Source organism: Cohnella rhizoplanae, assembly GCF_948329515.1.
Lineage (GTDB): Bacteria > Bacillota > Bacilli > Paenibacillales > Paenibacillaceae > Cohnella > Cohnella rhizoplanae.
The window spans coordinates 15,011-40,787 of sequence record NZ_CAOJCN010000032.1; the positions used below are offsets into that span (position 1 = coordinate 15,011).

Genomic DNA, 25,777 nt, shown 5'->3' on the forward strand with positions numbered 1-25,777 from the left:
ATCTTAATCGTCGCCGTCCGTCTCCGACCGGTCCACCTTGTGCCGCACGTAAGCGGAAGGCAGGGTGCCGGTTATTTTTTTGAATACCTTGTTGAAGTACGATTGCTCGCAAAAGCCGAGGTAATCCGAGATCTCTCCGATGTTCATCTGCGACGTCAGGAGCAGGTCGCAGGCGGATGCGATCCGAATCTGCTGCATATAGTCCGTCAGCGTGCGTCCCGTCGATTGGCGGTACAGCGCGCTGACGTAGTTTGGCGTCTTGCCTACGTGCGCGGCGAGCTCGCCGACCGTGATCGTCCTGCGGTAATGGAGCAAGATGTACGCTTCCAGCCGATAGACGAGACCCGAGGCCGCGCCTTGCGAAGCGGCGGATTCGGACGCCTCCGCGAACAGCGCGAGCAGCTCCAGCAGCGCGGCGTGGCACAGCGCAGGCCGGAAGGGCGACTGCCGGAGCCAATACTGGACGAGCGTGGCGAAGCGGTTGCGCACGTAGTCATAATTGTGGGGCTTGGCGACGCGCGCCTGCGGCGCACTGAACAGCGGCAAGCCTTCTCCATCTCCCGCATATTGAAAATGCGCGACGTACATCTCGTGCGGCGCCTCGGGCGAATTCGATGCATGGCGTTCGAGCCCCTCCGGCATGAACAGCATATCGCCCCGGCTCAGCCTGAAGCTGCCTTGCTCCATATCGAATACGGCATGTCCCTCCGTTACGAGCACCGCGATATGGTTATTCGTCCGGGACCGCGGCACCTGCCACCCCGGCTCGCAATGCTCGTAATAAATCGCCACCGGCTCGATCATCGCCCATTCCCCCTTTGCACGGCCACGACAGCCTTCTTCTCTCGGAACTTCTGATTTTAGTATAACAGGGATCGTAATATTTTTCTGATTATTAAACGGCGTTTCCGCTTATCCGTTCCGTTGTATGAATTCCCTTTTAAAAAATAACATAGAATTATTCAAAAATTAGTGGGTGACTTCATTGTTCCTCCTCGCCTGATTCCCTACGATGAAGGAAGGGTTTTACGAGAACAAGAGGAGGCTTAATCGCATGTCTAAAAACATTCAGCGCGCCCGCGCCCGCGTCGGGGTCATGACGGTGGGGCACGAACCCTATTGGGAGCAGTTCCCGGGACTGAGAGAGGAGCTCGCCGGTTACGGGCAGGAATTCGAAAACCGGCTGCGAGAGATGGACGTCGAGGTCGTCAGCGCAGGCTTCGTCGATACGGTGGACAAGGCGTTCGCGGCGACCGAGTATCTGAAGAAGCAGGATGTCGACTTCCTGTTCAGCTTCCTCAGCACGTACGTCACGTCCTCGACGGCGGCGACGCCGATCCTCGGCCTGTCGGTGCCGACCGTGCTCGTTGCCCTGCAGCCGAGGCAGCGTCTGGACTACACGAACACGACCACCTACATGCAGCTGGCCAACGACAACATCTGCTCGCTGCCCGAGATTGCGGGCGTGCTCGTCCGGGCGGGGCGGCCGGCGGCTGGGATGATCGTCGGCACGCTGCACGACGACCCTGCGGCCATGGCCGAGGTGCGATCGTGGTGCCGGGCGGCGAATGCGCGGCGCGCGTTCAAGTACGCGCGGATCGGCTACCTCGGACATACGTACGAGGGCATGTATGACATGAACTCCGATCCGACGGCGTTCACGTCGTCGTTCGGGGCGCACGTGCAGATGCTGGAGATGTGCGATCTGGCGAAAACGGTAGCTTCCGCTACGCAGCGCGAGATCGATGCCAAGCTCGAGGAAATTCACAACGTATTTACCGTTTCCGATCCGTTCATCGATCCCGTCACGCGCCCGATCAAGCCGGAGGACCTGGCCTGGTCCGCCCGGGTCGCCGTCGGTCTCGACAAGCTCGTGGATGAATTCGGCTTGACCGGGCTCGCCTATTATTACAAGGGAATCGACGACAATGAATATGAGCGCATCGGCTCGAACATGGTGCTCGGCAACTCGCTGCTGACCGGCAAGGGCATCCCGCTCGCGGGCGAGGCGGATCTCAAGACGTGCGCGGCGATGCTGATCATGGACCGTCTCGAGGCGGGCGGTTCCTTTGCCGAGCTGCACCCGTGCGACTTCAAGGACGATATCGTGCTCGTCGGCCATGACGGTCCGCACAACATCAAGATCGCGGACGACCGTCCGGTCATCCGGGGGCTGGAGCTGTTCCACGGCAAGCGCGGTTCGGGCATCGGCATCGAGTTCAGCATCCAGGCCGGACCGGTCACGCTGCTCAGCATCGGGCAGACGGCGCAGGGCCGCTACAAGATGATCGTCGCCGAGGGCGAGTCGATCAAGGGGCCGATCCCGCAGACCGGCAACACCAACACCCGCTGCAGCTTCGGCCGCCCGGTCGCGACGTTCGTCGAGCAGTGGTGCAGCGCCGGCCCGACCCATCACTTCGCGCTGGGCGTAGGCAGCAAGGCGGCGGAGATCAAGCGTACGGCGGGGATGCTGGGGATCGAGGTTCAGGTGATTTAGGAGGATGACAATCAAGCGAGTCTTGCGCCGGGAGCGGCGCAGGGCTCGTTTTTTTTGTGCCGGTCGTGAATTCGCAAATTGCTCCAATCGCGTGCTTCGAGACATGTTTTTATAGGAAAATGCCGTTTTTAAAATATACATTCCCGATTTTTGCGCCTAAAGTGGGCTTATCACGACAAGCAATGCGAAAAGGAAGTGCGGTACACATGATCAGAACGATCAAAAAGAACTTCGGATTATCGATGTTGGCGCTGCCGGGATTTCTGCTCATTATTCTTTTTAACTACGTGCCGCTGTACGGCATGCTGCTGCCTTTCAAAAGCTACCGCTACAATCTGGGCATCTGGAACAGCCCTTGGGTCGGCTTCGACAACTTCGGTTTCCTGTTCAACGGGGACGTGCTCTACCGGGTGCTGAGAAATACGCTTCTCTATAATATGACCTTTATCGTGCTGGGCACCACGCTGTCGGTGACGATCGCGCTGCTGCTGTACGAGCTCAGCCGCCGGTTCGTCAAAGCCTATCAGACCATTCTGTTCATCCCTTACTTTATCTCCTGGGTCGTGGCGGGATTCGCTTTCCGCTCGCTCTTCGATATGGATTATGGCGTCATCAACCGCGTGCTGGTCTCCATGGGCGAAGAGCCGATCCTCTGGTACAGCGATCCCAAGTACTGGCCTTACATTCTGGTGGCGGCCGCCGTATGGAAGGGGCTCGGCTACGGTTCGGTCATCTACTACGCCGCGCTGATGGGCATCGATTCGGAATATTACGACGCGGCCAAGATCGACGGGGCGAGCAAGGTCAGGCAGGCGATCTCGATCTCGGTGCCGATGATCAAGCCGATCGTCATCATGATGGTCATCCTGCAGATCGGCAGCATCTGCTACAGCGACTTCGGGCTGTTCTACAACGTGACGCTCAATTCGTCCCTGCTCTACAAGACGACGGATGTCATCGATACGTTCGTCTACCGGTCGCTGATCGACATGGGCGACATCGGGATGGCATCGGCAGCGGGCTTTTTCCAATCGATCGTCGGATTTTGCCTCGTGCTCGCGACCAATTCTATCGTCAAAAAAATCAATCCGGAAAATTCTCTTTTTTAAGGAGTGCAGCCATGAACGGTTCCGTAACGGCCCTCAAGCGGAGTCAACCGACCGCCGGGAAAATGTTGATCCATCTCGTCTTTATCCTATTGTGCGTAGCCAGCCTGTTTCCGTTTCTCGTCATCATCGGCACGTCGTTCCAGAGCGAGAACGACATCGTCAAGTTCGGCTATTCGGTCATTCCGAAAAACTTCACGTTCGACGCTTACCGCGTCATCCTGCACGAGCCCAAGGTGCTGTTCCAATCTTACTTCGTCACGATTGCGACGACCGTCATCGGCTCCCTCGTCGGGATGTGGGTGACGACGACTTACGCTTACGCGATATCCCGCAAGGACTACCGTTTCCGGTCGTTTCTCGCCTTCTTCATCTTTTTTACGATGCTCTTCCATGGCGGGATGGTTCCTTCGTACATTCTAATGGTCAAATGGCTGGGGCTGAAGAACAACATCCTCGCGCTCATCTTGCCCTATCTGATCAGCGGCTGGTTCGTGCTCCTGATGAAAGGCTTCCTCCAGACGATCCCGGAAGCGGTCATCGAATCGGCGAAGATCGACGGCGCCGGCGAGCTGCGCATCTTCGCGCAGATCGTCATCCCGATCTCCAAGCCGGCCTTGGCGACGCTGGGCTTGTTCTTCGCCCTCCAATATTGGAACGACTGGTGGCTGACGCTGCTTTACGTCGAGCACGACAACCTGATGAAGCTGCAATACTTGCTCATTCGCGTGCTGAAAAACATGGAGTACCTGAATTCGGCGGAAGCCATTCAATACGGACTGGTCAAACCGGGCATGCTCGTTCCCTCCTTAAGCGCCAGAATGGCCATGTGTATTTTGGCGGCAGGTCCGATGCTGCTCGTGTTCCCGCTCTTTCAGAAATATTTCGTGCAGGGCTTGACGGTAGGCTCGGTCAAAGGGTGATAATTACAGCCGTGAGTCTTTTGATCTTACGGCTGCTGATTATAAATGAAAGGCATATACAAGGGAGGCAATCCAAGTGAGTCCGACAAGCAGGAAAAAGGCAAGATGGATTGGAACAGGGACGTCCGCCATGCTGGCGGCAGCGATTATCGTAAGCGGTTGCAGTTCGAAGGAAGAGACGTCGTCCAGCCCGTCCGCAAGTTCGGACGCCAGTCCGAGCGCGAGTCCAAGCGCCAGCCCGAGCGCCAGCGCGCCCGCTTCGCAGCCGGCGGACACGGGAGGCGATACCAAGGACTTCGTCAAACTCAGCTGGTATATGCCCAAGCCCATCGACAACATGAAGGATCAGGCTGCCGTCGAAGCGGAAGCGAACAAGGTCATCAAGGAGAAGCTGAACGCCGAGCTTCATCTCAATCTGATCGACAATGCCGGCTGGGAAGACAAGATGAAGCTGATCTCCGCGGCGGGCGAGCCTTACGACATCGTATTTTCCACGTTTTCCTCCAATCGCATCAGCGACAATGTCCAAAAGGGCGCCTTCCTGCCGCTGGATGAGCTGCTGCAAAAGTACGGCCAAAACATCCTGGCGAAGGTCGACCCCCGCGCGTGGAAAGCGGTGACCTACAAAGGGAAGATCATGGCGATCCCCGCGCAGACGCCCTATGCGCCGGCCGGCGCGCACGTTTTCAAGAAGGATATGGTGGAGAAGTACAAATTCGACTACAAGAGCGTCAAGAGCATCAAGGACCTGGAGCCGTTCCTGGCCGAGATCAAGAAAAACGAGCCGAACATGATCCCGCTCCTGGCCACGGCCACCGGTACCGCGGCGGGCGTCAGCTTGTACGATTATACGACGATCACGCCCGGCATCTCCTACAGCGAGAAGGACGGAAAGATCGTCAAGATTCTGGACGTACCCGAGAACAAGGAGAACTACCGGACGATCAACGATTTCTACAAAAAAGGCTATATCGCCAAGGACGCGGCCATCAAGACGGACTACCTGGCCGAAGCCAAATCGGGCAAGTATGCGGTCATGCGCGACTCGGGCGGTTATACGGAGGACGGCTCGAAGTCGACGGCGACGTACGGCTTCCCGACGGTAGAGACGCTGGCGGGCTATCCGACGATCTCGACCAATTCGATGACTTCCGCCGCGACGGCGATCAGCGCCACTTCCAAGAACCCCGAGCGGGCGATGATGCTGCTTAACCTGATCTGGGGCGACAAGTACTTGCTGAATACGCTGGCCTACGGCGTCGAGGGCAAAAACTATACGGTCAAATCGGGCACGGTGAAGGACGACAATCCGACGATCGAAGCGACCACCGGCGCGGATCAGACCTGGGCGATCTGGCACAACTGGCTTGGGCCGCTGTGGGATCAATGGGATTCGAACTGGAATTCCACCGCGGCGCTTGAAGCGATGAAGAAGACCAACGACAGCGGCAAGGCGTCGGGCATCCTCGGCTTCATCTTCAATCCGGAGCCCGTCAAGACGGAGATCGCTCAAGTGAGCGCCATCCAGAAGGAGTCGAATCCGATCCTGACGACCGGCTCGATGCCCGACTTCGAGAAGTACTATACCGATCTGCAGCAGCGCCTGAACGAGGCGGGCATGGACAAGATCATGGCCGAAGCGCAGAAGCAATTCGATGCATGGAAGGCGGAAAACAGCTAAACGGAACGGAATGGTTAGGCAAGGCGGCCCTGCTTCGAGCAAGTCGGGCCGCCTTTTTTATAAGCGACTGTCTCTAATAACAAAGCAAAGGGGAATCTTTGTTTATGAGCCCATTGAGAAATGGCTGGACCGCTTTCTGTGCGATTGCAATTGTATGCGTTTTCTTTCTGATGGCCGCACCGCGTTCCGCATCGGCCGACAGCGCGCCGGCGGGGGCCGCGTACCTGGTGGACGAGGATTTCGCGTTTCTCTCCAACCTGGTGCCGGGGGAGAGCCAGCCGTCCGGCTGGGACGTCCGCGCCGCGGGCGGCGCGCTGACGAGCATTTATAACAACACGTTAAAAATCAGCGATGCCAGTACGAAGCTCCCCGTATCGATGAGCCGCAAGTTCCCGGCCCAGAGCGAAGGGACGCTGACGATGGAATTCCGCTTCAAGCCCATGAGCGTCATTGGCGGTCTGCATTGGCAGCTGCTCGGCGGCGATACGCCAGGCGTCAGCATCGCGACCAGCGCCAGCGGGAGCAATCTCGTGCTGGAGACGTCCGGAGGCGGTACGGTGACCTTGCAAGCCTATTCGGCCAACCAAGAATACGGCGTCAAGGTGATTGCGAATCTGACCACGCAAAAGTCGGATGTCTACGTCAACGGCATCCTGCGGGCGAGCGCCCAAAATTTCGCGAACACGGTGTCCGCGCTGAACCGCTTCCAGCTGACGACGGGCGTCGCTTCGACGGGCGACTTCTTCTTTACGCCGCTTCATATCTACAAAGGCTATGCCGTCAATGAAAGGCTGCTGTCGGTCACCCCCGAATCGGGCAACCTGCCGCAGGATTGGACGGCCGTCCTTAACGGAGGCACGATTCAGGTCGCCCAGATGCTCAGCGCCCCGAAGCCGGACGTCAACAGCCTGAAGATCGATGCGTCCGCCTCGGCCGGCAGCATGTCGCTCGCGAAGAGCTTCGCCGCCATCTCGGGCGCTCTGACCGCGGAATACAAGATTTTTATCCCGGTAAAGACCGACGGTCTCACAGCCGAATTGAGAAGCGGCAGTACGACGGCGCTCAAGCTGTTCACCGCAGGTGGGAACCTGGTTTACGAGGACGCGGCCGGACAGCCCGTAAAGCTTTACGACAACTACAAGGCTAACCTGTGGTACCGCCTTAAAGTGGTCCTGAAGCCGGGCACGCACAAGGCCGACCTCTACGTCAACGGCAAGCTGCAAAAAGCGAACGTCGATATCGCTTCCGGCATCGCTTCCGTCGACGGCATCCGGTTCTCTACCTCCGCCGCGAATAAAGGCCTGATGTGGCTCGACGATATTCTTGTGTCTGCGAATACGCCGGAGCCGGCGGACTATGTGCCCGCGCCCGCGTCGACAGTCCTGAGCACAGGCCCTCGCGTCGGCGTGCAGAGCTGCCCGATGTGGCGGGAAGGACATCATCTGGGTTGGGACGTAATCAATCCGTTCCCGGACCGGACGCCGTATCTGGGCTTCTATGACGAAGGCAATCCGGAGACGGCGGACTGGGAGATCAAGTGGATGCTCGAGCACGGCATCGACTTCCAGATGTCCTGTTGGTTCAGGCCGATCGGGGGAGAAGGCGCACCGATCAAGGATTCCTACCTGTCCGATGCGCTGGACGACGGCTACTTCAATGCCAAGTACAGCAATCTCGCACACTTTGCCATCATGTGGGAGAACCTGAACTCGGCGGCGAAGGACATCGCCGATTTCCGCGACAATCTGGTTCCCTACTGGATCGAATATTACTTTAAGGACCCCCGGTACTTGAAGGTTGACGAAAAACCGGTGTTCACCATCTACAACTACGATCAATTCGTCAAGCTGGCAGGCGGCGACAGCACAAAAGCGAAGGCGTTGATGGATATTCTGCGAAGCGCGGCGCGCGATGCCGGCGTCGGCGAGCTAACCATCCTGAACGTATACAACGGTACGAACGCCCAGGATCTGCAGAATCGCAAGGATGCGGGCTTCGACGGCGTCTACGCCTATTCGTGGGGCTCCTTCGGCGGGCATCCCGAATTTCAGAAGCTCAAGCTGACGCTGGAAAACAACGCCGGCGTGATGGACGTCATTCCGGGCCTCAGCATGGGCAGGGACGACACCGCCTGGGGGCTGAGCGCGGGGTATTACGCGACCCCGGCCGAATTCAAGTCGCTGGCGCAGTGGACGAAGGACACCTATATTCCGTCGCTGTCGGCGGGCAATCTGGGCAAGAAGCTCGTCATGCTGGACAACTGGAACGAATTCGGGGAAGGCCACTTCCTCATGCCGGCAGGACTCGCGGGCTTCGGCTACGTGGATGCGATCCGCGATGTGTTCTCGGGCGTCAGTACCCATACGGACGCCGTGCCGACCGCAACGCAGAAAGCGCGGATCAACGTGCTGTATCCGGAAGGGCGCGTCGTGCAGAACCGCACCTTGACGCCTCCGGCGATATCGAGCAATTCGATCGCTTCGTGGGAGTTCAACACGCCGGGCGACAGCGAGGGCTGGAGCGTGCTGAAGCAGATCGACGCGGTGAGCGTCGCGGGCGGTACCTTCACCGGCACCACCAACAACACGGACCCGGGCATCATCTCCGCGGACCATCTGGGGATTAAGGCGGAGGACGCGCCTTATCTCAAGATCCGGATGAAAAACAGCGCGTACGATATCGACGGCAGAGTGTTTTTCACGACGGAGCTGGACGGCGACTGGAACGAGACGAAGGCGATGGGCTTCTACGTGAAGCCGCAGGACGACGGATACACGGACTATTACGTGGAGATGTGGCGGAACAAGAGCTGGACCGGCAATATCCGGCAGATCCGGATCGATCCGATCTCGGCCGTCGGCACGATCAGCATCGACTATATCCGTGCGGTCGCCGACGAGTCGACGGCCATCAAGCTGTACATCGACGGCAAGCGGAAAAACTTCAGCCAGCCGGCGCTCGTGCAAGACGGCGTCGTCTTGGTGCCGATCAAGGACGTCTGGCTGCAGCTCGGCGTCAGGTCCGAGTGGGACGCGGCGAATCAGAAGTTCATCGCCGTCAAGGACGGCAGCGTCTATGAACTATCTGTCGGCAGCACGACGGCGCTCAAGGACAATCAGTCCATCGCGCTCGAACACGCGCCGGTCAAGCTGGCCAACGGAACGGTGCTCGCGCCGCTCTCGTACCTCAAGCAAGCCTTCGGGGCGACCGTGAAGTGGGACGCGGCCGCGCAGAAAATCCAGATCTATCCGGCAGGCGTCGTCTGGGACTTTGAATTCGGCGACGGCTGGACGGCGAACGGACGCATCGCCGGCGGGCAGGGGCAGGGCGGCCGATTCGGCGGCACCTCCCTGGGCGTATCCGGCGGGGCGGAGCCTGCGGTCGAATCGCCGGATCTGTTGGGGCTGGACGCGTCTACGATCAAGCGGGTCCGCGTGCAGCTCGGCAACCAGACGACCGGCTCGCAGGCTAAGCTTTACTATACGACGGACGCCGATCCGGTTTGGAATGCGGCCAAGTCTTTCTCGACCTATATCCTGCCTAGCGATTCGACCGTCCGCGAGTACGTGTTCGATACGACTTCCTCGGCCGCATGGACGGGAACAATCAAGCAAATCCGGGTCGTGCCTACGCTGTCGGCCGGCGACTTCAGCATCGATTCCGTGCAGCTGGATACGGCAACCTCGCTGCCGATGCTGGGCGCCAACCTGGTTGCGGATCCTGGCATGGAAGGAAGCACGATTCAGGCGCGCGTGCAGAACGGCGCGTTGGGACTGGACGTCACGCAATACCACAGCGGCCATCAGTCGCTCAAGGTCGTCAAGGACAACCGTTACGGCAGTGCGTCCTTCCCGATCGCCGTCACGCAAGGCCAGGAATACCATTATTCGGTCTGGGCGAAGCTCGCGAAGGCGCCGACGCTCAACGAACCGCTGCGGCTTTGCTTGCAGTATACGGTCGACGGCAATATCAAGCAGATGATTATTTACACCAGCGCCGGGCTCTCCGCCGATCAATGGACGCAGCTGCAGGGCAACTACACAATCGCGGAGACCAGTCCCATTTCCAATGTGCTGCTTTACTTTTACACGGAGATCGACGGCACCAATCACGACTACTATCTCGACGATGTCGAAGCGAGGCTCGTGACCTACTCGTCCAGCCCGGCATGGACTTATGCGACGGGACTGAGCATGAACCCTGCGACTACGATTAACATGGGCGAGACCAAGACGCTCGTTCCGACGTTCCAGCCCTCGAGCAGCGTCAATAACCAAGCGCTGATTTGGAACTCTGACAATCCGGACGTGGCCGTCGTGGACATCAGCGGCACGGTGTTCGCAAAGAACGCGGGCATTGCGCATATTACGGCAACGGCCATCGACGGAGGCTTCACGGCGACGACGACCGTGACGGTGTCGCTCGGTTCCGGGCAGCCCGCCGACGCGGTGCTGGGAAGCAATCTCATCTTGAACCCCGACATGGAGGGCGCCGCGATTCCTTCGTCTTATTACGGCTCCAGCGCCAGCGTAGCCCTGACAACGGCAGAGAAACGCCTGGGGGCGCAGTCTCTTCAGGTGACGAAGCTGAATGACAACAGATTCGCGTCGTTCTTCATGCCCACATCGATCGAGCAGGGGAAGACCTATTATTATTCGGCCTGGGCCAAACTGGCTGCAGCACCCGCGCAGCCTGCGCTGTTCCGGATCTGCCTGCAATACAAGGTGGATGGCGTCGGGAAGCAGATTTATATTTTCACCAGCGCGCCGCTGCTCAGGGGGGGCTGGACGCAGGCATCGGGCTTTTGGAAAATTAATGAGCCGGGGACCGTCAGCGATGTCCGGGTGTACCTGTATACGGAACAAAGCGGTCCGGTGCAAACCTTCTACGTCGACGATATCGAGGTCCGTCCGGTCATAGCGGACAGTACCCCGCCGGTCACGACGGCCGCGCTGAATCCGTCGGTGCCGGACGGTCCGGGGGGCGCGTATAACGGCCCGGTTACGCTGACGCTTGCGGCATCGGACAGCGTATCCAGCGTTGCGCAGACCGTGTACAGCGTCGATAACGGAACGACTTGGACGCCGTACACGGCGCCGCTGACGTTCGGCAAGCAAGGCTCGTATACGGTTCTTTACAAGTCGACCGACCTGGCGGGCAATGCCGAGACGCAGCAGAGCGTCAGCTTCAGCCTGGCCGCCACGGTGACCACGGTCTCCCTGCAGGATAGCGCGGGACAGCCGCTCGCCGGCGGCACGGTCAAGTATTACGACGGCAGCTGGAAGGACTTAGGGACGACGGACGCCTCGGGGCAGGCGACGAAGGCGCTGCCGGAGCGGAGCTATATTTTCTCCGTGACCTATCTTGGTACGACCAAACAGCTGACGCAAAATACGAGTACGGGTCCGGCATCCGTAGCCTTCCAGACAGTAAAGGCGAAGGTTCAGCTGAAAGACAGCCAAGGCAATCCGCTGAACGGCGCCGACACGAAGGTGTATGCGGGAGGGAGCTGGCAGACGATCGGCACGACTGCAGGCGGCGAAACGGCGAAGGAGCTGCTGCCGGGCTCATATACGTTCGGCATTACCTATGACGGCGTCTACAAGGAGAAGGTCCAGAATATCGGCGACGATCCGACGGTCGTTTACCAGACGGCGAGCGTCCTCATTCAATTGAAGGATGCCGGCGGCAACCCGGTCAACGGCGGCACGGCCAAGGTGTATGCGGGCGGCAGCTGGCGGTCGATCGGCAGCACGGCGGGCGGCGAGATCCGCGTGGAACTGCTGCCAGGCTCCTACACTTTCGGCATGACGTACGGGACGGCGCTCGCGAACATCGTGAAGGATATCGGGGCGGATCCGACCGTCGTGTTCCAACTGCCTTAATCGCATGACCTCGGAGGATGCTCCCGCCGGACCTCGGACTTGCGCGTCGGTCCGCGTCGGCGAGCATCCTTTCCTTTTGACGCTGCTGCCCGAATGACAAAAGAATCAGATTACCGGAGGAAGATAGCAAATGAAAAGAACGTTCGCGCTGACCGGCGCCTGGCAACTGAAAGGCGAAGGCATAGACCCTTCGGGAAAGGAAGCGGCCATCGCGATCGACGCGCAGGTTCCCGGTCATGTGCACCAGGATCTGCTCGAGGCCGGCCTGATCGCGGACCCGGGCTACCGCAAGCAAGCGGAAGATTGCCAATGGGTGGAGCATTGGCAGTGGACGTACCGCCGGACGTTCGAGCTCGAACGATTGGAGCAAGGGCGTCCGCTGCTGGAGTTCGAAGGGCTGGATACGTACGCGGAAATCGAGCTGAACGGCATCCGGCTCGCCCGGACCGACAACATGTTCATTCGCTACCGTTTCGACATATCGGGACTGCTGCGAGCGGGAACGAACGAGCTGACCGTTCGGTTCCGAACGGTCGCGGAGGGGCTCGCCGGCAAGTCGTACGTCGGCCTCGGCGCAGCCTTCACGAGCGAGCGCCTATTCGTGCGGCGCATGCAGTGCACGTTCGGCTGGGACTGGGTCGGCCGCCTCGTCAGCTATGGCATATGGCGGCCCGTCCGTATCGTCTTCGAGGACGTGGCTGCGATCGACGATCTTTTTGTGTATACGAAGGCTTTGGACGCTTGCGGCGCGTCGCTCGCCGTCGCGGTCGAGACGACCGGCCGTACCGAGGAGCCGCTGCGGCTGTCGCTTGCAATCGCGGACCCGGCAGGCGCGATCGTCTGGCAGGCCGAGCGGCGGCTGAACGGCGGCAAGCTCGAACTGACGGCGGACCTGGCGGAGCCGGAGCTTTGGTGGCCCGCGGGGTACGGCGGTCAGCCGCTGTACACGTTCGTCGCGAAGCTGTACGACAAGTCGGGGCTTCTCGACGAGCGTTCGCGCGCGTTCGGCATCCGGACGGTGCGTATCGAGCAGCTCGCGGACCGGACCGGAAGCGAAGAAGCGCGGATGACTGCGCTAATACGATCGCAAGAAACGGAAAGGGATGCGAACGCCGACAATCCGGACGGCATGGTCTGGGAAGCGAACGGCGAACGGCCGGGCAGCGGCTTCCGTCTGCTGGTCAATGGCGTTCCTATCTTTTGCAAAGGAGCCAACTGGGTGCCATGCGATCCCTTCCCCTCGCGGGTTTCGGATTCGCGCTACGAGCACCTGCTCCGGCTCGCCCGCGATGCCGGCATGACGATGCTCCGCTGCTGGGGCGGCGGCATCTACGAGCCGGAGCCGTTCTGGGACTGGTGCGACCGGCTTGGCATCGTCGTCGTCCAGGACTTCATGATGGCTTGCGGGACGTATCCCGAATCGGACCGGGATTGGACGGCATCGCTGACCGCCGAGGTCGAAGGCGCGATCCGGGCGCTGCGGAACCACCCGAGTCTCGTCTGGTGGAATGGGGATAACGAGAACGGCATGTTTGCGGGAGAGGAGGACCCGGATTACCCTGGAAGGGCCATCGCCGAGCGGATCACGGGCCGGCTGTGCGCGGAGCTGGATCCGTCCAGGCCTTTTCAGCCCACAAGCCCTTACGGCGGCAGCACGAACAACTCGTTCACGATCGGCACCGCGCACTATACGGGCGCGCTGTTCGAGATGTTCGACGTTTTCCGCAACACGGATTTACGCGATTACCGGTCCTACTTTGCCGGCCTGCTGAGCCGATTCTGTCCGGAATTTCCGATGTTCGGCACGCCGGAGGTTCATACGCTGCAGCGGATGATGAACGACGAGGATCTGGCCGATCCGTCGTACCACATGCTCGAATACCATACGAAGAATCACCCGGGTCTGAAGGACTTCTCGCTCTTCCGTGCGCTCGCGACGCTGGCCGACAAGCTTGCCCCGCCCGCCGCGTCGACGCCCGAGCAGATCCGACGCATGTCGTTCGTCCAGCACGAGCTGACCCGGCTGACCGTGGAGGCCTACAGGCGCAACCGCCATTACGCGGGCGGCATTCTGTTCTGGATGTATAACGATTGCTGGCCGGCGAGCGGCTGGAGCCTGGTCGATTATTACGGGTACCCGAAGGGCGGGTATTACGGATTTAAAAAAGCGGCACGGCCGGTCATCGCTTCGATCGAAAGAAACGCGAAGTCGGGGACGTACGACTGCTGGGTGTGCAGCGATATGCCGGAGGCGATCCGAGGTACGGGTATGCTGCGAATCCTGAAGCTCGAGGGGACGGCCATTGACGCGGCGGTCTGGTCTCGTGCGTTCGACTTCGTCGTCGGCGCCGGTTTGTCGGCCGCGGCGGCGGCGATTCCGGCAGGCGAGCTGGATGCGCTGCTGGACGACCGCCATGTACTGGTTATGGATATCGGCGGAACCTTCGGCGAGGACCGGTGCGTCTATTTCTCCGGATTGCCGGCGGATATGAAGCTCGCGACTTCCGGCTTGCGGGTCGCGTCCCATGCAGGCGGCGCGGAGGCGGGAAGCGTGACGGTCACGGCGGACCGATATGCCAAAGCCGTTCTTCTCCACGGAGCCTATGTGTTTTCCGACAACTATTTCGACCTGCTGCCGGGTGAGCTGAGAACGATCCAATACCGAGGGCTGAATGCCGCCTCTGATGCTGAAGCCAGTGATGAGAAGGAAATCGAGTTGATCGGCTGGAACTGATTTCATTTCATCCAGGTGACTTTGGAAGATAAGTTCCTGTTTTCTGATACTGCTGCGCCGGGTCAATACCGATCCGGCTTTTTGCATGGGGGCGTGTCCTATTGTCTTAACAGCGCAAATGCAGATCCTGGTGACTGGAATTGAATTTCGCTAATGACACATGCCAGCATGATGGATTCTTGCAAGCGACATTGACGAATGTCACCCAGATCAACAATAGACGACCAACCCAGATCATTAAGAATAGCTCTAACTTGGTTTTTGGAGGATGGACTGTTCCCGGATATAAACATGATGGGCGAACCTTCTTTAAAATTCGGACGCACCATTCTCTTATCGCTAATTGTATTGAGCGTCTTAACAACGCGACTCTCAGGCAACAAATCTTGGACAATTTGTCCTACTGACCAATCGTCAAGCAATAAGCGAGGTCCGTTGTCGAAATGTACGGCATTGCTTACATCAACGACCGTCTTGTTTTTCAAATAGATAGGATCGATGCTTTCAATAACGTCTTTCAAGCTGGACCAAGGAAGTGCCACAATGATAATCTCGCCCAACCGGGCTGCCTCATCGAATGATACGACGTCGCCACGCCCACCTACCTCTTGCTTCCAAGAAACATGCTTCGGGCTATCCGGTTCTCGGCTGCTGATCCATACCTGATAACCTGCCGCTACGAATCCCTTTCCCAAAATTCTGCCGACGTTTCCCGATCCAAGGATTCCGATTTTCATTTTATTCCTCTCCTCTCTAGGGCGATTATATGAGCCTTATGTTTTGACGACAATAAGGCACTATTTAGTATCCGATTATGAGGATAAATATAATGGTGGTATATTATTGGTAAAAATGAGGTGGAAGAATGCCCGTCCAGCTGAATGACTGCCCTGTTGAGGTCGTAATCGCTATGATAAGCGGAAGATGGAAGATTCCAATATATCGGCATTTGTATCAAACGAACCGACCCGTGCGTTACAGTGAGCTGCTTCGGCATCTACCCTCAATTTCCAAGAAAATACTAACCGAACAGCTTCGCGAACTTGAGCAGGATGGGATCGTTGAAAAAAAATCCTATCCGGAGCCTCGACCAAGAGTAGAATATAGGTTGACTTCATCTGGGCGATCCATGATTGTATTTCTTGATAAAATGAGCGAATGGGGCGAAAAGTATATATGAAGCCCCCTCGGCCATAGCCAGATCATATTAGGCCAGCGGCTTAGGAGTGATCCAATGACGAAACCTTCAAACGAGCAACAAGTCGAAGAATTCTTAAAGAAACTTGAACATCCGCTGAAGAGGGAGATTGAAGAAGTACGTAGAATCGTCTTGGGCGTTGATCGGGAAGTTTCCGAACATGTGAAATGGAAGGCACCGAGTTTCTGTTACCATAATGATGATAAAATCACATTTAACCTTCATGGAAACGGCTTTTTTAGACTTGTGCTTCACCGGGGATCCAAAGCAAAAGAAAGCATGAACTTGAAGCCTTACTTCGAGGATATGCAAGGACTCATGGAGTGGGCAGCAAGCGACAGAGCCATCATAAAGTTTACCGATATAAAGGATGTAGAATTAAAAAGAGAGCCGCTAAAAGAAGCGGTCAAAAGGTGGGTGGATCTAACGCAATGGTGATCCAAAACGATGTTTCCTAGACATGTTCGAGCGGCTCTCGTCGCTTCGCTAGCCGCATATACCGTGCTGCTGCTATATTTTATGTACTTTGGCTTCGATAGAATAAGCCATGCGGATAACCGGGCGTATGCGTATAATCTCGTGCCCGATGGCATTCCGCTGAATTTGCCGACGGGAAGGGATTTTCGGATCTGGTTGTTTAACTTTTCCAACTTCGCGGCTTTTCTGCCATACGGAATGTTAATCCCGCTCCTATTTCGATGTCGCTTTCTACGATTCCTCGGGGTGTTTTTGCTCGCGATCCTGATGCTCGAGGCTGTACAGATGTTAACGCATCTCGGGAGCTTCGATATGGACGATGTCCTCATGAATTCATTGGGAGCGTCGGTCGGATTCTTAGCGCAAAGATCGGTGCCTGGTTCTAAAGATACATGGACGGGCATGGGTAAAGCCGTCGTCATGGCGATCTTGCTCTCGTTTGGAACAACCGTCGTCGTGGCAGGGATAAACAATCTTTATGCCAAGGCTACGAAAATAGAAGCGGGCAGAATAGTAGGGCTTCACGAACTGCCGTTGAAGGCCGGTTCCGTCGCTTGGGATACAAGTCTTCCGAGCTTCGAGGTGGGTGGCCGCAAGGTGGAGCCTCAACTTAACCTGTTTAGCAGAAACAATCCAGGAACGGTTATGTTCACTTATCGATTGGATGGGAAGTATATGACGTTGTCGGGTTATAGCGCCGTTCCCGACGATGTGGCTCGCGGCGAGAGCACCATTATTTATACCGTAGACGGGAAAGAGATCGGCACAGCCTCCTATGCGGTAAACGGAACGGACAGAGACAGCGATCCCGGTTATTTTGAATCCGACCTGAGAGGCGCCGACGAGCTTACCGTAACGGTTATGAACAAGGACCGTCCGACGACAAACGTGCTGTTATGGGATCTGACGCTTACCGAGATCAAACCGTGACGCTACTAAGGGATCGGATCTAACGGTCGTAAATGCAGCACGGGTGTCGTATGCCAAGCAATCAAGCAAGCTGAAGGAATAGACCAGAAAGCGGTCCGGACACATGCCAACGTCCGAACCGCTTTTTTTGTCCGCTGCCGACTTACAGACAGGCGTACACGATATTTTTTAATCGCGGATGCACGTAGGGCTCCTGATTGTTCACCAGGTGCTGCGCGTACATGACGGTCAGCTGCGACGCGGGATCGATGATCGCGAGGGAACCGGCCGCGCCGCTCCAGCCGAACTCGCCGAGCGGGGACAGGGAGCCGCTGCCCGCCTTAGAGACATGGGTCCTGACGCCAAGCCCGTAGCCGTAACCTGCCAGCTGCCCCCAGTTATAATCGCTGCGCGTGCGCTCGGTCAGATGGTCCGACCGCATCAGATCGACGCCGGCGGCCGACAAGATGCGCACGCCGTCCGGGCTGGTGCCCCCATTGGTCAGCGCGTTCAGGAAAAGCGCATAATCGCTTACGGTCGACAGCAGACCGGCCCCGCCGCTCTCGAATTCCGTGCCGATGCGGTACCAGTTCCCGTCGAAGCGCACGGCCTTGCCCAGCGCCTCGTCGAATTGGTATTGGGGCGCGAGGCGGCTGAGCTGCGCGCCGGAGAGGTCGAAGCCGGTGTCGCGCATGCCGAGCGGCCCGGTGATCTCCTCGCGCACGTACGCGCCGAACCGCCTCCCGTCTACTTCCTCCACCAGCGCGGCTAGAACGTCATGGCACAGGCTGTAATTCCAACGCGTGCCCGGCTCGAACTGCAAAGGCTCCTGCGCGAGGGCTGCCGCAAATTCGCGGGTCGGCAGTCTGCCGCCGGTGCGTTCTATGGCCTCGCGGATAGAAGGCGTCGCGAGGTCATAGGAGAAGCCGGCCGTCATCGCGAACAGATCGCGAACCGTGATCGGCCGCTCCGCCGGCTCCACGGACACGGTGCCGTCCGGCTGCGTCCTCCGCACTTTCATATCGGCGTATTCCGGCAGATAGGCGGAGAGCGGGTCGCCCAGCAGCATCGCTCCCTTTTCGACCAGTTGAAGCGCGGCCGTGCACGTCAGTATTTTCGTCAGCGAATACAGATAGATGATCCGGTCCTCGTCGATCGGGGACTTGGCCTCCAGATCGGCATAGCCGGCGCGATAGCGGAAAACCGTCTCATTGCGATGCATGACCAGCACTTCCGCCCACGGAATGCGCCAAGCGGCGATGCGGTCTATAAATCGGGACAGCGGTGCGAAGTCCATCGTTCTCCATCCTTTACTATAGTTATCTCTTTCATTATTGTGCAAAGGGGTCATTGCTGCAATCCTTTCCGCGGCTCGGCGTCTCTCGCAGAGATCTTGTCCGCGTCGGACCGGTTCACCGGCGAGGTGAACGCGGCGTTCGGGCGCGGACTGATCGTCGGCTACGAGGACGGCGCGTTCCGGCCGCAGGCGAAGATCACGATCCTCCTTTTAACGCCGAAGCGGCCTCCGTCCTGAATGCCAGGATGGAGGCCGCTTTTCCGCGCCGACCGCCGGTCAGTAAATCTCGAATTCCCAGAGCGAATACGGCCAGTTGGCATTGTATCGCTGCGTGCCGACCAGCTTCACGTATCTGGCGTTCACCGTAGCGAAGCTGATATCGTCGATCGTACCGTCTCCTGTCGTGGTGGCATACGCCTCCGTCCACGTGCTCGCGTCGTCGGATACCTGTATGCTGTAGGACCTGCCGTACGCGGCCTCCCAATTGAGCTTCACCCTGCTCACGGGCTGGCTGCTGCCCAGATCGACCGATATCGACTGCGGATCGGCCGGCAAGGAGGCCCATCTGGTTGTCGTGCTCCCGTCTACGGCTCTCGCGCCTGCATTCGAGGATTGAACGCTCGAGACGGTTACCGTCTTGTTCAGGGCCAGATTGACGTTATTCGGCGGCGTAGTGCTGCCCGCTCCGATCTTGATATAGTCGATCCGGATCTTGCCTGCCGTCGTACCTACATTCGTGAACCGGAATACGCGGTCCCCGGGCCCGCTGAAGGTATAGTCTCCCAGGTCGACATCGAAGTAGTTGGCCGCGGTCGAGTAGATGTCGAAGGGCGCGGCATGATCGTTGTCGCCGATCTTCAGCCGGTACAGGACCGAAGCCGTGGATTTATACAACCGGAGCGTCACGTTAAAGGTTCCTGCCCGCGGCACGTTCACTTTATAATCGATATAATCGCCCACGGTATTGGCGTTGAACATATCGTCCTTCCCGCCGCTGGCATTCGGGTTGTTCACGATCGTATGGCTCTTGGAGGTGGCCAGCACCTGCAGCGACTCCGCTTCCGCGATCAGCGGAGGATCCATCGAGACGGGCGGAGGCAAGGGTACCGAAGGTCCGGCGGTCGAGAATTTGGCCTTGAACGCCTTACCCCCCGCGCCGATCGCGCTTACCGATAGCTTAATGGTGGGGGAGAGCTGGGTGACCGCCACGCCGCTGTCCGCAGAGATCAGGCCGGTCGCGCTTTTGTTGATCTCGATGTTAATCGTATCCCTGCCGGCCTGGGTCGGATCGGAGACGGAGACCTCGATATCGCTTGCGCCCTCCTTGGTCATGACGGACGCCTTGCGGTCGGACGTGATCAGATCGACGGTCTTGGGACCGTTATTCCAGAAGTTCACCCCGACGATATGAAGCCCGTTTTCCTTCACGGCATGGGCGTCCGCCGAATTCTCCAGGATCGTAATATTCGGATTGCCCGCATAAGCGCCGACCTGCGCGTTCGTTTTATTCGGCAGGAGGACATAGGAATAGCTCGCGCCGGCAGGGTTGACGCCATGGTTAATGCCCAGGCTTAGGTAGTTGCGCGTATAAGGCGTGGTGGAAGTCGTCGTGTTCCCGTCGATCTGCTTCCAATTGCCCGTTCTCGCTTCGCGAAGACCCGTGACGGCGGCGGCTTGGGGGAAATAATAACCGACATCCGAGCCCGCCGCGCTGCCGGCTAGATGAATGTAATTAACGCCGGTCATATTCTCCGTCCAGCCCAGCGACGAGGACTTCGCCGTACCGTTCACGGTTAACGCGTTATTGCCGCTGCCGTTTAATTTTCGGTTATCGACGATGGTTTCTACGGCCGCGTTATCGGTGCTGGAGATGCCGGAGCCGAGCGCCACGATCTCGTCGTCGAACATGAACCAGGACTTCTTGGCCGTCAGCGATTGGCCGACCGGATGCAGCTCCATGCCCGTAATCCCGTACAATCCGGACATGTCCGTCCCCCCGGCCCAATCCTTGTCGGAGCGTCCGCCTGCGACCGTCGAATTTTGCAGCACGGTCGTGCCCGGCAGTCTGTAGGAATCGACGGTCGGCCAGAAGTTGTCCCTGAACTGATTCAAGTCGTTGTCGTACAGGTAGGTCATCCCGTCTCCGGTATGCCAGCCCTTCTTATTCTCGCTGTTGATGCTCTCATAGTTGCCGATGCGGCTCGAGTGCATGCTGATCCCGAATCCGTAGCCGGGCCGGAGCTGTAAGGCGCGATCCATGCCCGCATACTGACGGTACTGGACCGGCTCGCTTCTCGGCGTCACGGAGGCATTATTCAGGATGCCGGTCGCCAGCGCGATGATGCGGACGGACGGATACGTCAGGATGCTGTTGACGGTGTCGGATTGCATCCAGTATTTGATCATGCTTTTAAAGGCGGCGGCATCTGCGGAAGGCGCGATCTCGGACAGCAGAATGATGGATCGCAGGGCCCGGTGGCTGTCTTCTTCCCAGTCCTTGACGATCTCTCTGCCTCTGACCATGTCCATCATCGCGCCTTTATAGATGAGCGGCTCGTAGGCGTCATAGATCCACTTGTACACGTTCTGTTTGTCGGGATCGGTCACGTCATAGCTCGAGCCTGCGACCAGATACATCAAACTGCTGACGGACTCGATGAGAGAGACGCCATAACCGCCCGTATAGGCAAAGTAGGAGTGCTGTACGAAGGAGCCGTCCGCGTAGAAGCCGTCGCCCTTGGTTACGTAGTCGAAGATATTGCTTAAGCCGTTCGTGGCGTTCGCTATTTTTGCGCTGTCTTTGACGATCACGCCCCTGAGTCCGACGATGATCGCCTCCCATGCTCGGTTGGCCCCGGTCATCGCGACCGATGGCTGACAGTAGTCGACTGCGTCCATATAGTTGGAGATCTGGGTCGCCGTCAGATCGTCGTACATCAGCACCGTAATATCGTTGAGCGCGAGCGGCGTGCCGATCTGCCACTGCCACCAGTTTTGATATTGCACGACGCCTGCGTAATACTGATTGGCATGCATCCAGTCCAGCCCGCCGATGATATCGTCCCTCAGCGCCGTATTTCCTTCCAGGCTCGAGCCTCTCGTCGAGTACGCCAGGGCCATCGCCAGGAGATTATTATAGGCGGACGTGATGACGGACGGCGTAGCGCCGAAGTTGTACCCGTTCCACAGCGTCGTGCGCGTCGGGCTCTTATACATGCTGTCCCATAAGGCTTGGGCTTCCGCGGTAATGGCGTTAACGCGCGCCGCGATGTTAGCGTCGGTCAGGCTGTACGTCGTTCCCCCGGTCAGCGCTCCCTTCCACCTTTCCCTGAGCGTGTCGAATTCATCTGCCGCCGCGGCCGGGTTGGGCTTCACGACGACGAGACCGAATACCAGCGTACAGCAGATCAAGAGGCCCATCCATCTGGAGAACGTATTTTTTCGCATGCCGGCTTACCTCCGTTTAGTTTTATTCTTTGACCGATCCGAGCGTAATGCCGTGAATGAAGAATCGCTGAATAAACGGGTACAGAATCACGATGGGAATCATCGATACGATGATCTTGGCCGCATTGAACGTCCGGTTCGAGATCTTCATGAGGTCCACGAGCTGGTCCGTCGACATGGTGGCCATCGTCTCCGCGTTGATCTTCACGACCAGGGTCTGGATGTACGTCTGGAGCGGGTAATTGTTCTGACTGTTCATCAGGACCAAGCCGTCAAAGAAGGAATTCCAGTGGCCGACGATACTGAAAAGGGTCACGGTGGCGATGGCCGGCAGGGACAGGGGCACGAATATGCGCGCCATGATGTACCAGGGACCCGCACCGTCCAGCCCGGCAGCCTCCATGAGCTCTTTGGGCAGGCTCCGGAAAAAGTTCATCAAGAGAATGATATTGTAGACAGGCACTGCCGTAGGCAGTACAAGCGCCCAGACGGTATCGAGCATGCCTAGATTTTTGATCGTTAAATACCATGGAATGAGCCCTCCATGAAATAACATGGTGAACACGAAGATCCACATATACGCGTTGCGAAACCCGAACTCCCGCTTCTCTCTCGACAAGGCGAAGGCGGCTGCGATCGTCAATACGAAGCTGATGGAGCCGCCTAATACGACGCGCTGCACCGAGATGAGGAACGCGCGGTAAAAATGCTCGTCCTCCAGCACCTTCTGATAGCTGGCCCACGTAAAGTTGACGGGCCACAAGAAGACTCTGCCGGCCTCCGCGGCCGCCTTGTCGCTGAACGACATGGATAGGGTGTACAGGATCGGAATAAAGCAAATGAAGGCCGCCGCCACGAGGGCGACCAAAATGGCGCCGTCGGTCAAGCGATTGCCGAGCGTATTTCTCCCCACCATCTTAAGCACCTGCTTCTAACTAGAATATTCTGTAATTGGCATATCGGCTGGCCAGCGCATACGAGACGATAATCAATAGGAAGCTGATCACCGACTTCAGCAGGCCGACAGCGGTCGCCAGGCTGTACTGCAAGCTTAAGAGTCCGGTACGGTAGACGTAGGTGTCGATAATGTCCGCCGACTGGTAGACGAGCGGGTTGTACATATTGAAGATCTGATCGAAATTGGCGTTCATCACGTTGCCCAGCGCCAGGGTGGCGAGCAGGATGACCGTCGTCCTCACGCCGGGCAGCGTGACATGCAGCAGCTGGCGGAACCGGCTGGCGCCGTCGATGCCGGCCGCTTCGTAGAGCGCCGGATTGATGCCGGCAAACGCGGCGAGGTAGATGATGGCGGCGAAGCCGAACTCCTTCCACACGTCCGTCGTCACGATGATGGCCGGGAACCAGGCATTGCTGGCGAAGAACAGAATCGGCTCTGCGCCGAATAAACCGAAGAAGCGATTGATAATGCCGTCCAGCGAGAAGATATCGAAGAAGATGGTGGCCAGGAGCACCCAGGACAGGAAGTGGGGCAGGTACACGATCGTCTGGACCCACTTCTTGACGAACTTCATGCGCAGTTCGTTCATGAGCAGAGCGAATGCGAGGGGCACGATCAAGTTCGCGATAATCTTCAGCACGGCCAGGAAGACGGTGTTAAAAAAGATCTGTTTGCTGTCCGGCAGCAGCATCATGTATTTGAAATGGTCGAGACCTACCCAAGGGGACCCGAAAATGCCGCGAACCGGCTGGAACTCCTCGAACGCGATGACCGCCCCGAAGATGGGAACGATGCTGAATAAAATCAATGCGGCCAAGCTGGGCAGAATCATGACGTGATAGTGCAGGGCGTTTTTCCTTACTTTCATTTGCATGACCACCATTGTGTCAGTTTAGGGAGAGGCGCCCGGCGAAGCGTTCGTCCGGGCGCCCCTTCCAACTTATTGTCCGTTCGCGATCTGTTCGATCTCTTGCGTAATTTGATCTCCGCCGAGCGCCTTCCACTTCTTCACGAAATCGTCGAAGGCGCCAATCGGCTGGCTGCCGACGATGATCCGGAGGAACGTTTCGTTCTCCAGCTTGTCGAGCGTCGCCCACTTGGTCTCCATGGTCGGCGTCAGACCATAGTACAGGCTATAAACCTTGTTCATCGGCTGCGCGAGCACGGCGCCGCCCTGCAGGATCGCGGTGGCTCGCGCCCAGGCCGTCAGGTCCTTCTTGGGGTTTTCCTTTTCCTTCATGATCGCGTCGTAGCTGGCCTGCATCTGCACGTCCAACTCGTCGCGGGAGATCTCGCCTTTTTCCGCCTTGGTCAGCACGTCATAGCTGCGCTTCAGCGCATCGCTGAAGTCCAGCAGCAGGTCGAACGGGTAGTAGCTGCGCGGATCGATGTTCTGCGCCTCCCGGTATTTTTGAAGCGCGTCGACATCGGCTTTGTTCGGATCCTGCTTGCGTTCCAGACGCGTGAAGGCGTTCAGCAATTTGACGATGGCCTCCGGGTTTTTCATGCCCTTCTTCACCACCAGATAGCGGTCGGTGACCGGCGCCATGTGCGTCGTGAATTCGCCGTTGGCATCCTGGGGAGCCGCATACAGCTTCCAATCCGCCTTCGGGTCGTTTTTCATCGCATCGGGCAGCGGATAATAGGGCGCCCACCATGGACCAAAGAACATCCCGGCCTTATTGGCGACGATCGTTTCCTGCGTTTCTTTGCGGAGAGCGAACTCTTTATCGATCAGGCCGTCTTTGTACCATTGCGCCAGGAGGGCTAACGCCTCCTTGTTCTCGGGCGTTATGGAACCGTAGACGACCTTGCCGTCCGCTCCCTTGACCCAGTTCTTGGGGAAGGCGTGGAAGGCGTTGAAGATGCCGTCGTAGCCGTTCAGCTGCGTTTTGCCGCCGAAGTTCACCGCCTTGTCTCCCGGCAATCCGATCGTATCGGCTGCGCCGTTGCCGTCCGGATCCTGCTCGACGAACGCCTGGGCGATGCGGGCGATATCGTCGACCGTCTTGGGCGCCGGCAGGTTGACCTTGTCCAGCCAGTCCTGGCGGATCCAGAGCAGGGTCGGCGCATCGGCCTCGATCGCCACGTTGGGCAGCGCGTACAGCTTGCCGTCGAACGTCGCGTCCTTGAGCGCAAGTCCGTCGGTAGAGTCGTAGATGTCCTTGACCAGCCGGGAGCCATATTGATCGTAGACGGCGGTCAGGTCCTCGAGCATGTCGTTCTCGAGCAGTTTGCGGAACTGATTGCGGTCGACGACCATCGCGTCCGGGATGTCGGCACTCGCGATGGACAGGTTCACCTTCTGCTGGAACGCTTCGCCCATCTTGGCTTCCCATTCATGGACGACCTTGATGTTCGTGAGCTTCTCCAGATAGCGCGTCACGATGTTGTTGTCGTTGGTATCGCCGTCCGCCAGCTGACCGTTCTCGTTGGGGATCGCCCACCCGATGCTCACCGTTACCGGTTCCTCGTACCTCGCATAAGAGAGGTCCGTGCCCGATGCGGCCTGCTGCGTCGATTCTCCTTTCTGCGTTGAATCCGCCGCGTCCGTCTGGCTTGACGTGGGCGCATTGGAGCTGCATGCCGTAACCATAAGGGCCAAGACCATCGACCCCGACAGCGCTTTCAGTTTCATCTGATATCCCCTTTTCCCGAATTGGTT

The 25,777-nt window shown here is 58.2% G+C and carries 17 protein-coding genes; 10 read left to right on the top strand and 7 right to left on the bottom strand.

Annotated elements, in window-relative coordinates; translation table 11 throughout:
- Positions 1-3: 3 nt before the first annotated feature.
- Positions 4-804, bottom strand: coding sequence for a helix-turn-helix domain-containing protein (locus PQG80_RS26550; RefSeq protein ID WP_271754749.1), 801 nt, complete (start codon positions 802-804; stop codon positions 4-6).
- Positions 805-1,054: 250 nt separating this feature from the next.
- On the opposite strand from PQG80_RS26550, the gene PQG80_RS26555 reads away from it, so the two are divergent.
- From PQG80_RS26555 to PQG80_RS26580, 6 genes are all read left to right on the top strand, one after another.
- Positions 1,055-2,497 carry an L-fucose/L-arabinose isomerase family protein gene (locus PQG80_RS26555; protein WP_271754750.1) on the top strand — a complete coding sequence of 481 codons (1,443 nt, stop codon included), beginning with the start codon at positions 1,055-1,057 and terminating at the stop codon, positions 2,495-2,497.
- A gap of 206 nt (positions 2,498-2,703) precedes the next feature.
- Positions 2,704-3,606, top strand: a complete 903-nt coding sequence (locus PQG80_RS26560) for an ABC transporter permease (protein ID WP_271754752.1) — start codon at positions 2,704-2,706, stop codon at positions 3,604-3,606.
- Between the two features lie 11 nt (positions 3,607-3,617).
- The gene (locus PQG80_RS26565; RefSeq protein ID WP_271754753.1) at positions 3,618-4,526 is read left to right on the top strand and encodes a carbohydrate ABC transporter permease; all 909 of its coding nucleotides are present in this window, start codon (positions 3,618-3,620) and stop codon (positions 4,524-4,526) included.
- A gap of 76 nt (positions 4,527-4,602) precedes the next feature.
- Positions 4,603-6,207: an ABC transporter substrate-binding protein gene (locus PQG80_RS26570; protein ID WP_271754754.1), complete on the top strand. Its 1,605-nt coding sequence runs from the start codon at positions 4,603-4,605 to the stop codon at positions 6,205-6,207.
- 170 nt (positions 6,208-6,377) lie between these two features.
- Positions 6,378-12,092: a stalk domain-containing protein gene (locus PQG80_RS26575; RefSeq protein WP_271754755.1), complete on the top strand. Its 5,715-nt coding sequence runs from the start codon at positions 6,378-6,380 to the stop codon at positions 12,090-12,092.
- Between the two features lie 130 nt (positions 12,093-12,222).
- Entirely contained in the window at positions 12,223-14,826 is a 2,604-nt protein-coding gene (locus PQG80_RS26580; RefSeq protein ID WP_271754756.1) for a beta-mannosidase, read from the top strand.
- Between the two features lie 98 nt (positions 14,827-14,924).
- Here PQG80_RS26580 and PQG80_RS26585 read toward each other — a convergent pair whose 3' ends face one another.
- Positions 14,925-15,563 carry an NADPH-dependent F420 reductase gene (locus tag PQG80_RS26585; protein WP_432432813.1) on the bottom strand — a complete coding sequence of 213 codons (639 nt, stop codon included), beginning with the start codon at positions 15,561-15,563 and terminating at the stop codon, positions 14,925-14,927.
- A gap of 173 nt (positions 15,564-15,736) precedes the next feature.
- On the opposite strand from PQG80_RS26585, the gene PQG80_RS26590 reads away from it, so the two are divergent.
- The 3 genes from PQG80_RS26590 (at position 15,737) to PQG80_RS26600 (ending at position 17,431) form a co-directional block, all read left to right on the top strand.
- A complete protein-coding gene (locus PQG80_RS26590) occupies positions 15,737-16,006 on the top strand; it encodes a winged helix-turn-helix transcriptional regulator (RefSeq protein ID WP_271754795.1) in 270 nt (89 codons plus the stop codon).
- Between the two features lie 54 nt (positions 16,007-16,060).
- The gene (locus tag PQG80_RS26595) at positions 16,061-16,462 is read left to right on the top strand and encodes a DUF1801 domain-containing protein (protein WP_271754757.1); all 402 of its coding nucleotides are present in this window, start codon (positions 16,061-16,063) and stop codon (positions 16,460-16,462) included.
- Between the two features lie 63 nt (positions 16,463-16,525).
- Positions 16,526-17,431, top strand: coding sequence for a VanZ family protein (locus PQG80_RS26600; RefSeq protein WP_271754758.1), 906 nt, complete (start codon positions 16,526-16,528; stop codon positions 17,429-17,431).
- Between the two features lie 142 nt (positions 17,432-17,573).
- On the opposite strand, the gene PQG80_RS26605 is transcribed toward PQG80_RS26600, so the two are convergent.
- Positions 17,574-18,707, bottom strand: coding sequence for a serine hydrolase domain-containing protein (locus PQG80_RS26605; protein WP_271754759.1), 1,134 nt, complete (start codon positions 18,705-18,707; stop codon positions 17,574-17,576).
- Between the two features lie 96 nt (positions 18,708-18,803).
- Between PQG80_RS26605 and PQG80_RS26610 the strand changes: the two genes are divergently transcribed.
- Positions 18,804-18,944, top strand: coding sequence for an S-layer homology domain-containing protein (locus PQG80_RS26610; protein WP_271754761.1), 141 nt, complete (start codon positions 18,804-18,806; stop codon positions 18,942-18,944).
- A 39-nt stretch (positions 18,945-18,983) separates the two neighbouring features.
- On the opposite strand, the gene PQG80_RS26615 is transcribed toward PQG80_RS26610, so the two are convergent.
- The 4 genes from PQG80_RS26615 to PQG80_RS26630 all read right to left on the bottom strand — a co-directional run bounded on the left by PQG80_RS26615 (position 18,984) and on the right by PQG80_RS26630 (position 25,750).
- Positions 18,984-22,154 (bottom strand): polysaccharide lyase family 8 super-sandwich domain-containing protein, encoded by a 3,171-nt coding sequence (locus PQG80_RS26615; protein WP_271754763.1) that lies wholly within the window; start codon positions 22,152-22,154, stop codon positions 18,984-18,986.
- Between the two features lie 22 nt (positions 22,155-22,176).
- Positions 22,177-23,070: a carbohydrate ABC transporter permease gene (locus tag PQG80_RS26620; RefSeq protein WP_271754764.1), complete on the bottom strand. Its 894-nt coding sequence runs from the start codon at positions 23,068-23,070 to the stop codon at positions 22,177-22,179.
- 19 nt (positions 23,071-23,089) lie between these two features.
- The gene (locus tag PQG80_RS26625; RefSeq protein ID WP_271754766.1) at positions 23,090-23,980 is read right to left on the bottom strand and encodes an ABC transporter permease; all 891 of its coding nucleotides are present in this window, start codon (positions 23,978-23,980) and stop codon (positions 23,090-23,092) included.
- A 72-nt stretch (positions 23,981-24,052) separates the two neighbouring features.
- The gene (locus PQG80_RS26630) at positions 24,053-25,750 is read right to left on the bottom strand and encodes an extracellular solute-binding protein (RefSeq protein ID WP_271754768.1); all 1,698 of its coding nucleotides are present in this window, start codon (positions 25,748-25,750) and stop codon (positions 24,053-24,055) included.
- Positions 25,751-25,777: the final 27 nt, after the last annotated feature.

Coding starts and splice junctions, on each gene's coding strand:
- PQG80_RS26550 (WP_271754749.1), bottom strand. CDS start 804: ATGATCGAGCCGGTGGCGATTTATTACGAGCATTGCGAGCCGGGGTGG.
- PQG80_RS26555 (WP_271754750.1), top strand. CDS start 1,055: ATGTCTAAAAACATTCAGCGCGCCCGCGCCCGCGTCGGGGTCATGACG.
- PQG80_RS26560 (WP_271754752.1), top strand. CDS start 2,704: ATGATCAGAACGATCAAAAAGAACTTCGGATTATCGATGTTGGCGCTG.
- PQG80_RS26565 (WP_271754753.1), top strand. CDS start 3,618: ATGAACGGTTCCGTAACGGCCCTCAAGCGGAGTCAACCGACCGCCGGG.
- PQG80_RS26575 (WP_271754755.1), top strand. CDS start 6,378: ATGGCCGCACCGCGTTCCGCATCGGCCGACAGCGCGCCGGCGGGGGCC.
- PQG80_RS26580 (WP_271754756.1), top strand. CDS start 12,223: ATGAAAAGAACGTTCGCGCTGACCGGCGCCTGGCAACTGAAAGGCGAA.
- PQG80_RS26585 (WP_432432813.1), bottom strand. CDS start 15,563: ATGAAAATCGGAATCCTTGGATCGGGAAACGTCGGCAGAATTTTGGGA.
- PQG80_RS26590 (WP_271754795.1), top strand. CDS start 15,737: ATGATAAGCGGAAGATGGAAGATTCCAATATATCGGCATTTGTATCAA.
- PQG80_RS26595 (WP_271754757.1), top strand. CDS start 16,061: ATGACGAAACCTTCAAACGAGCAACAAGTCGAAGAATTCTTAAAGAAA.
- PQG80_RS26605 (WP_271754759.1), bottom strand. CDS start 18,707: ATGGACTTCGCACCGCTGTCCCGATTTATAGACCGCATCGCCGCTTGG.
- PQG80_RS26615 (WP_271754763.1), bottom strand. CDS start 22,154: ATGCGAAAAAATACGTTCTCCAGATGGATGGGCCTCTTGATCTGCTGT.
- PQG80_RS26620 (WP_271754764.1), bottom strand. CDS start 23,070: ATGGTGGGGAGAAATACGCTCGGCAATCGCTTGACCGACGGCGCCATT.
- PQG80_RS26625 (WP_271754766.1), bottom strand. CDS start 23,980: ATGAAAGTAAGGAAAAACGCCCTGCACTATCACGTCATGATTCTGCCC.
- PQG80_RS26630 (WP_271754768.1), bottom strand. CDS start 25,750: ATGAAACTGAAAGCGCTGTCGGGGTCGATGGTCTTGGCCCTTATGGTT.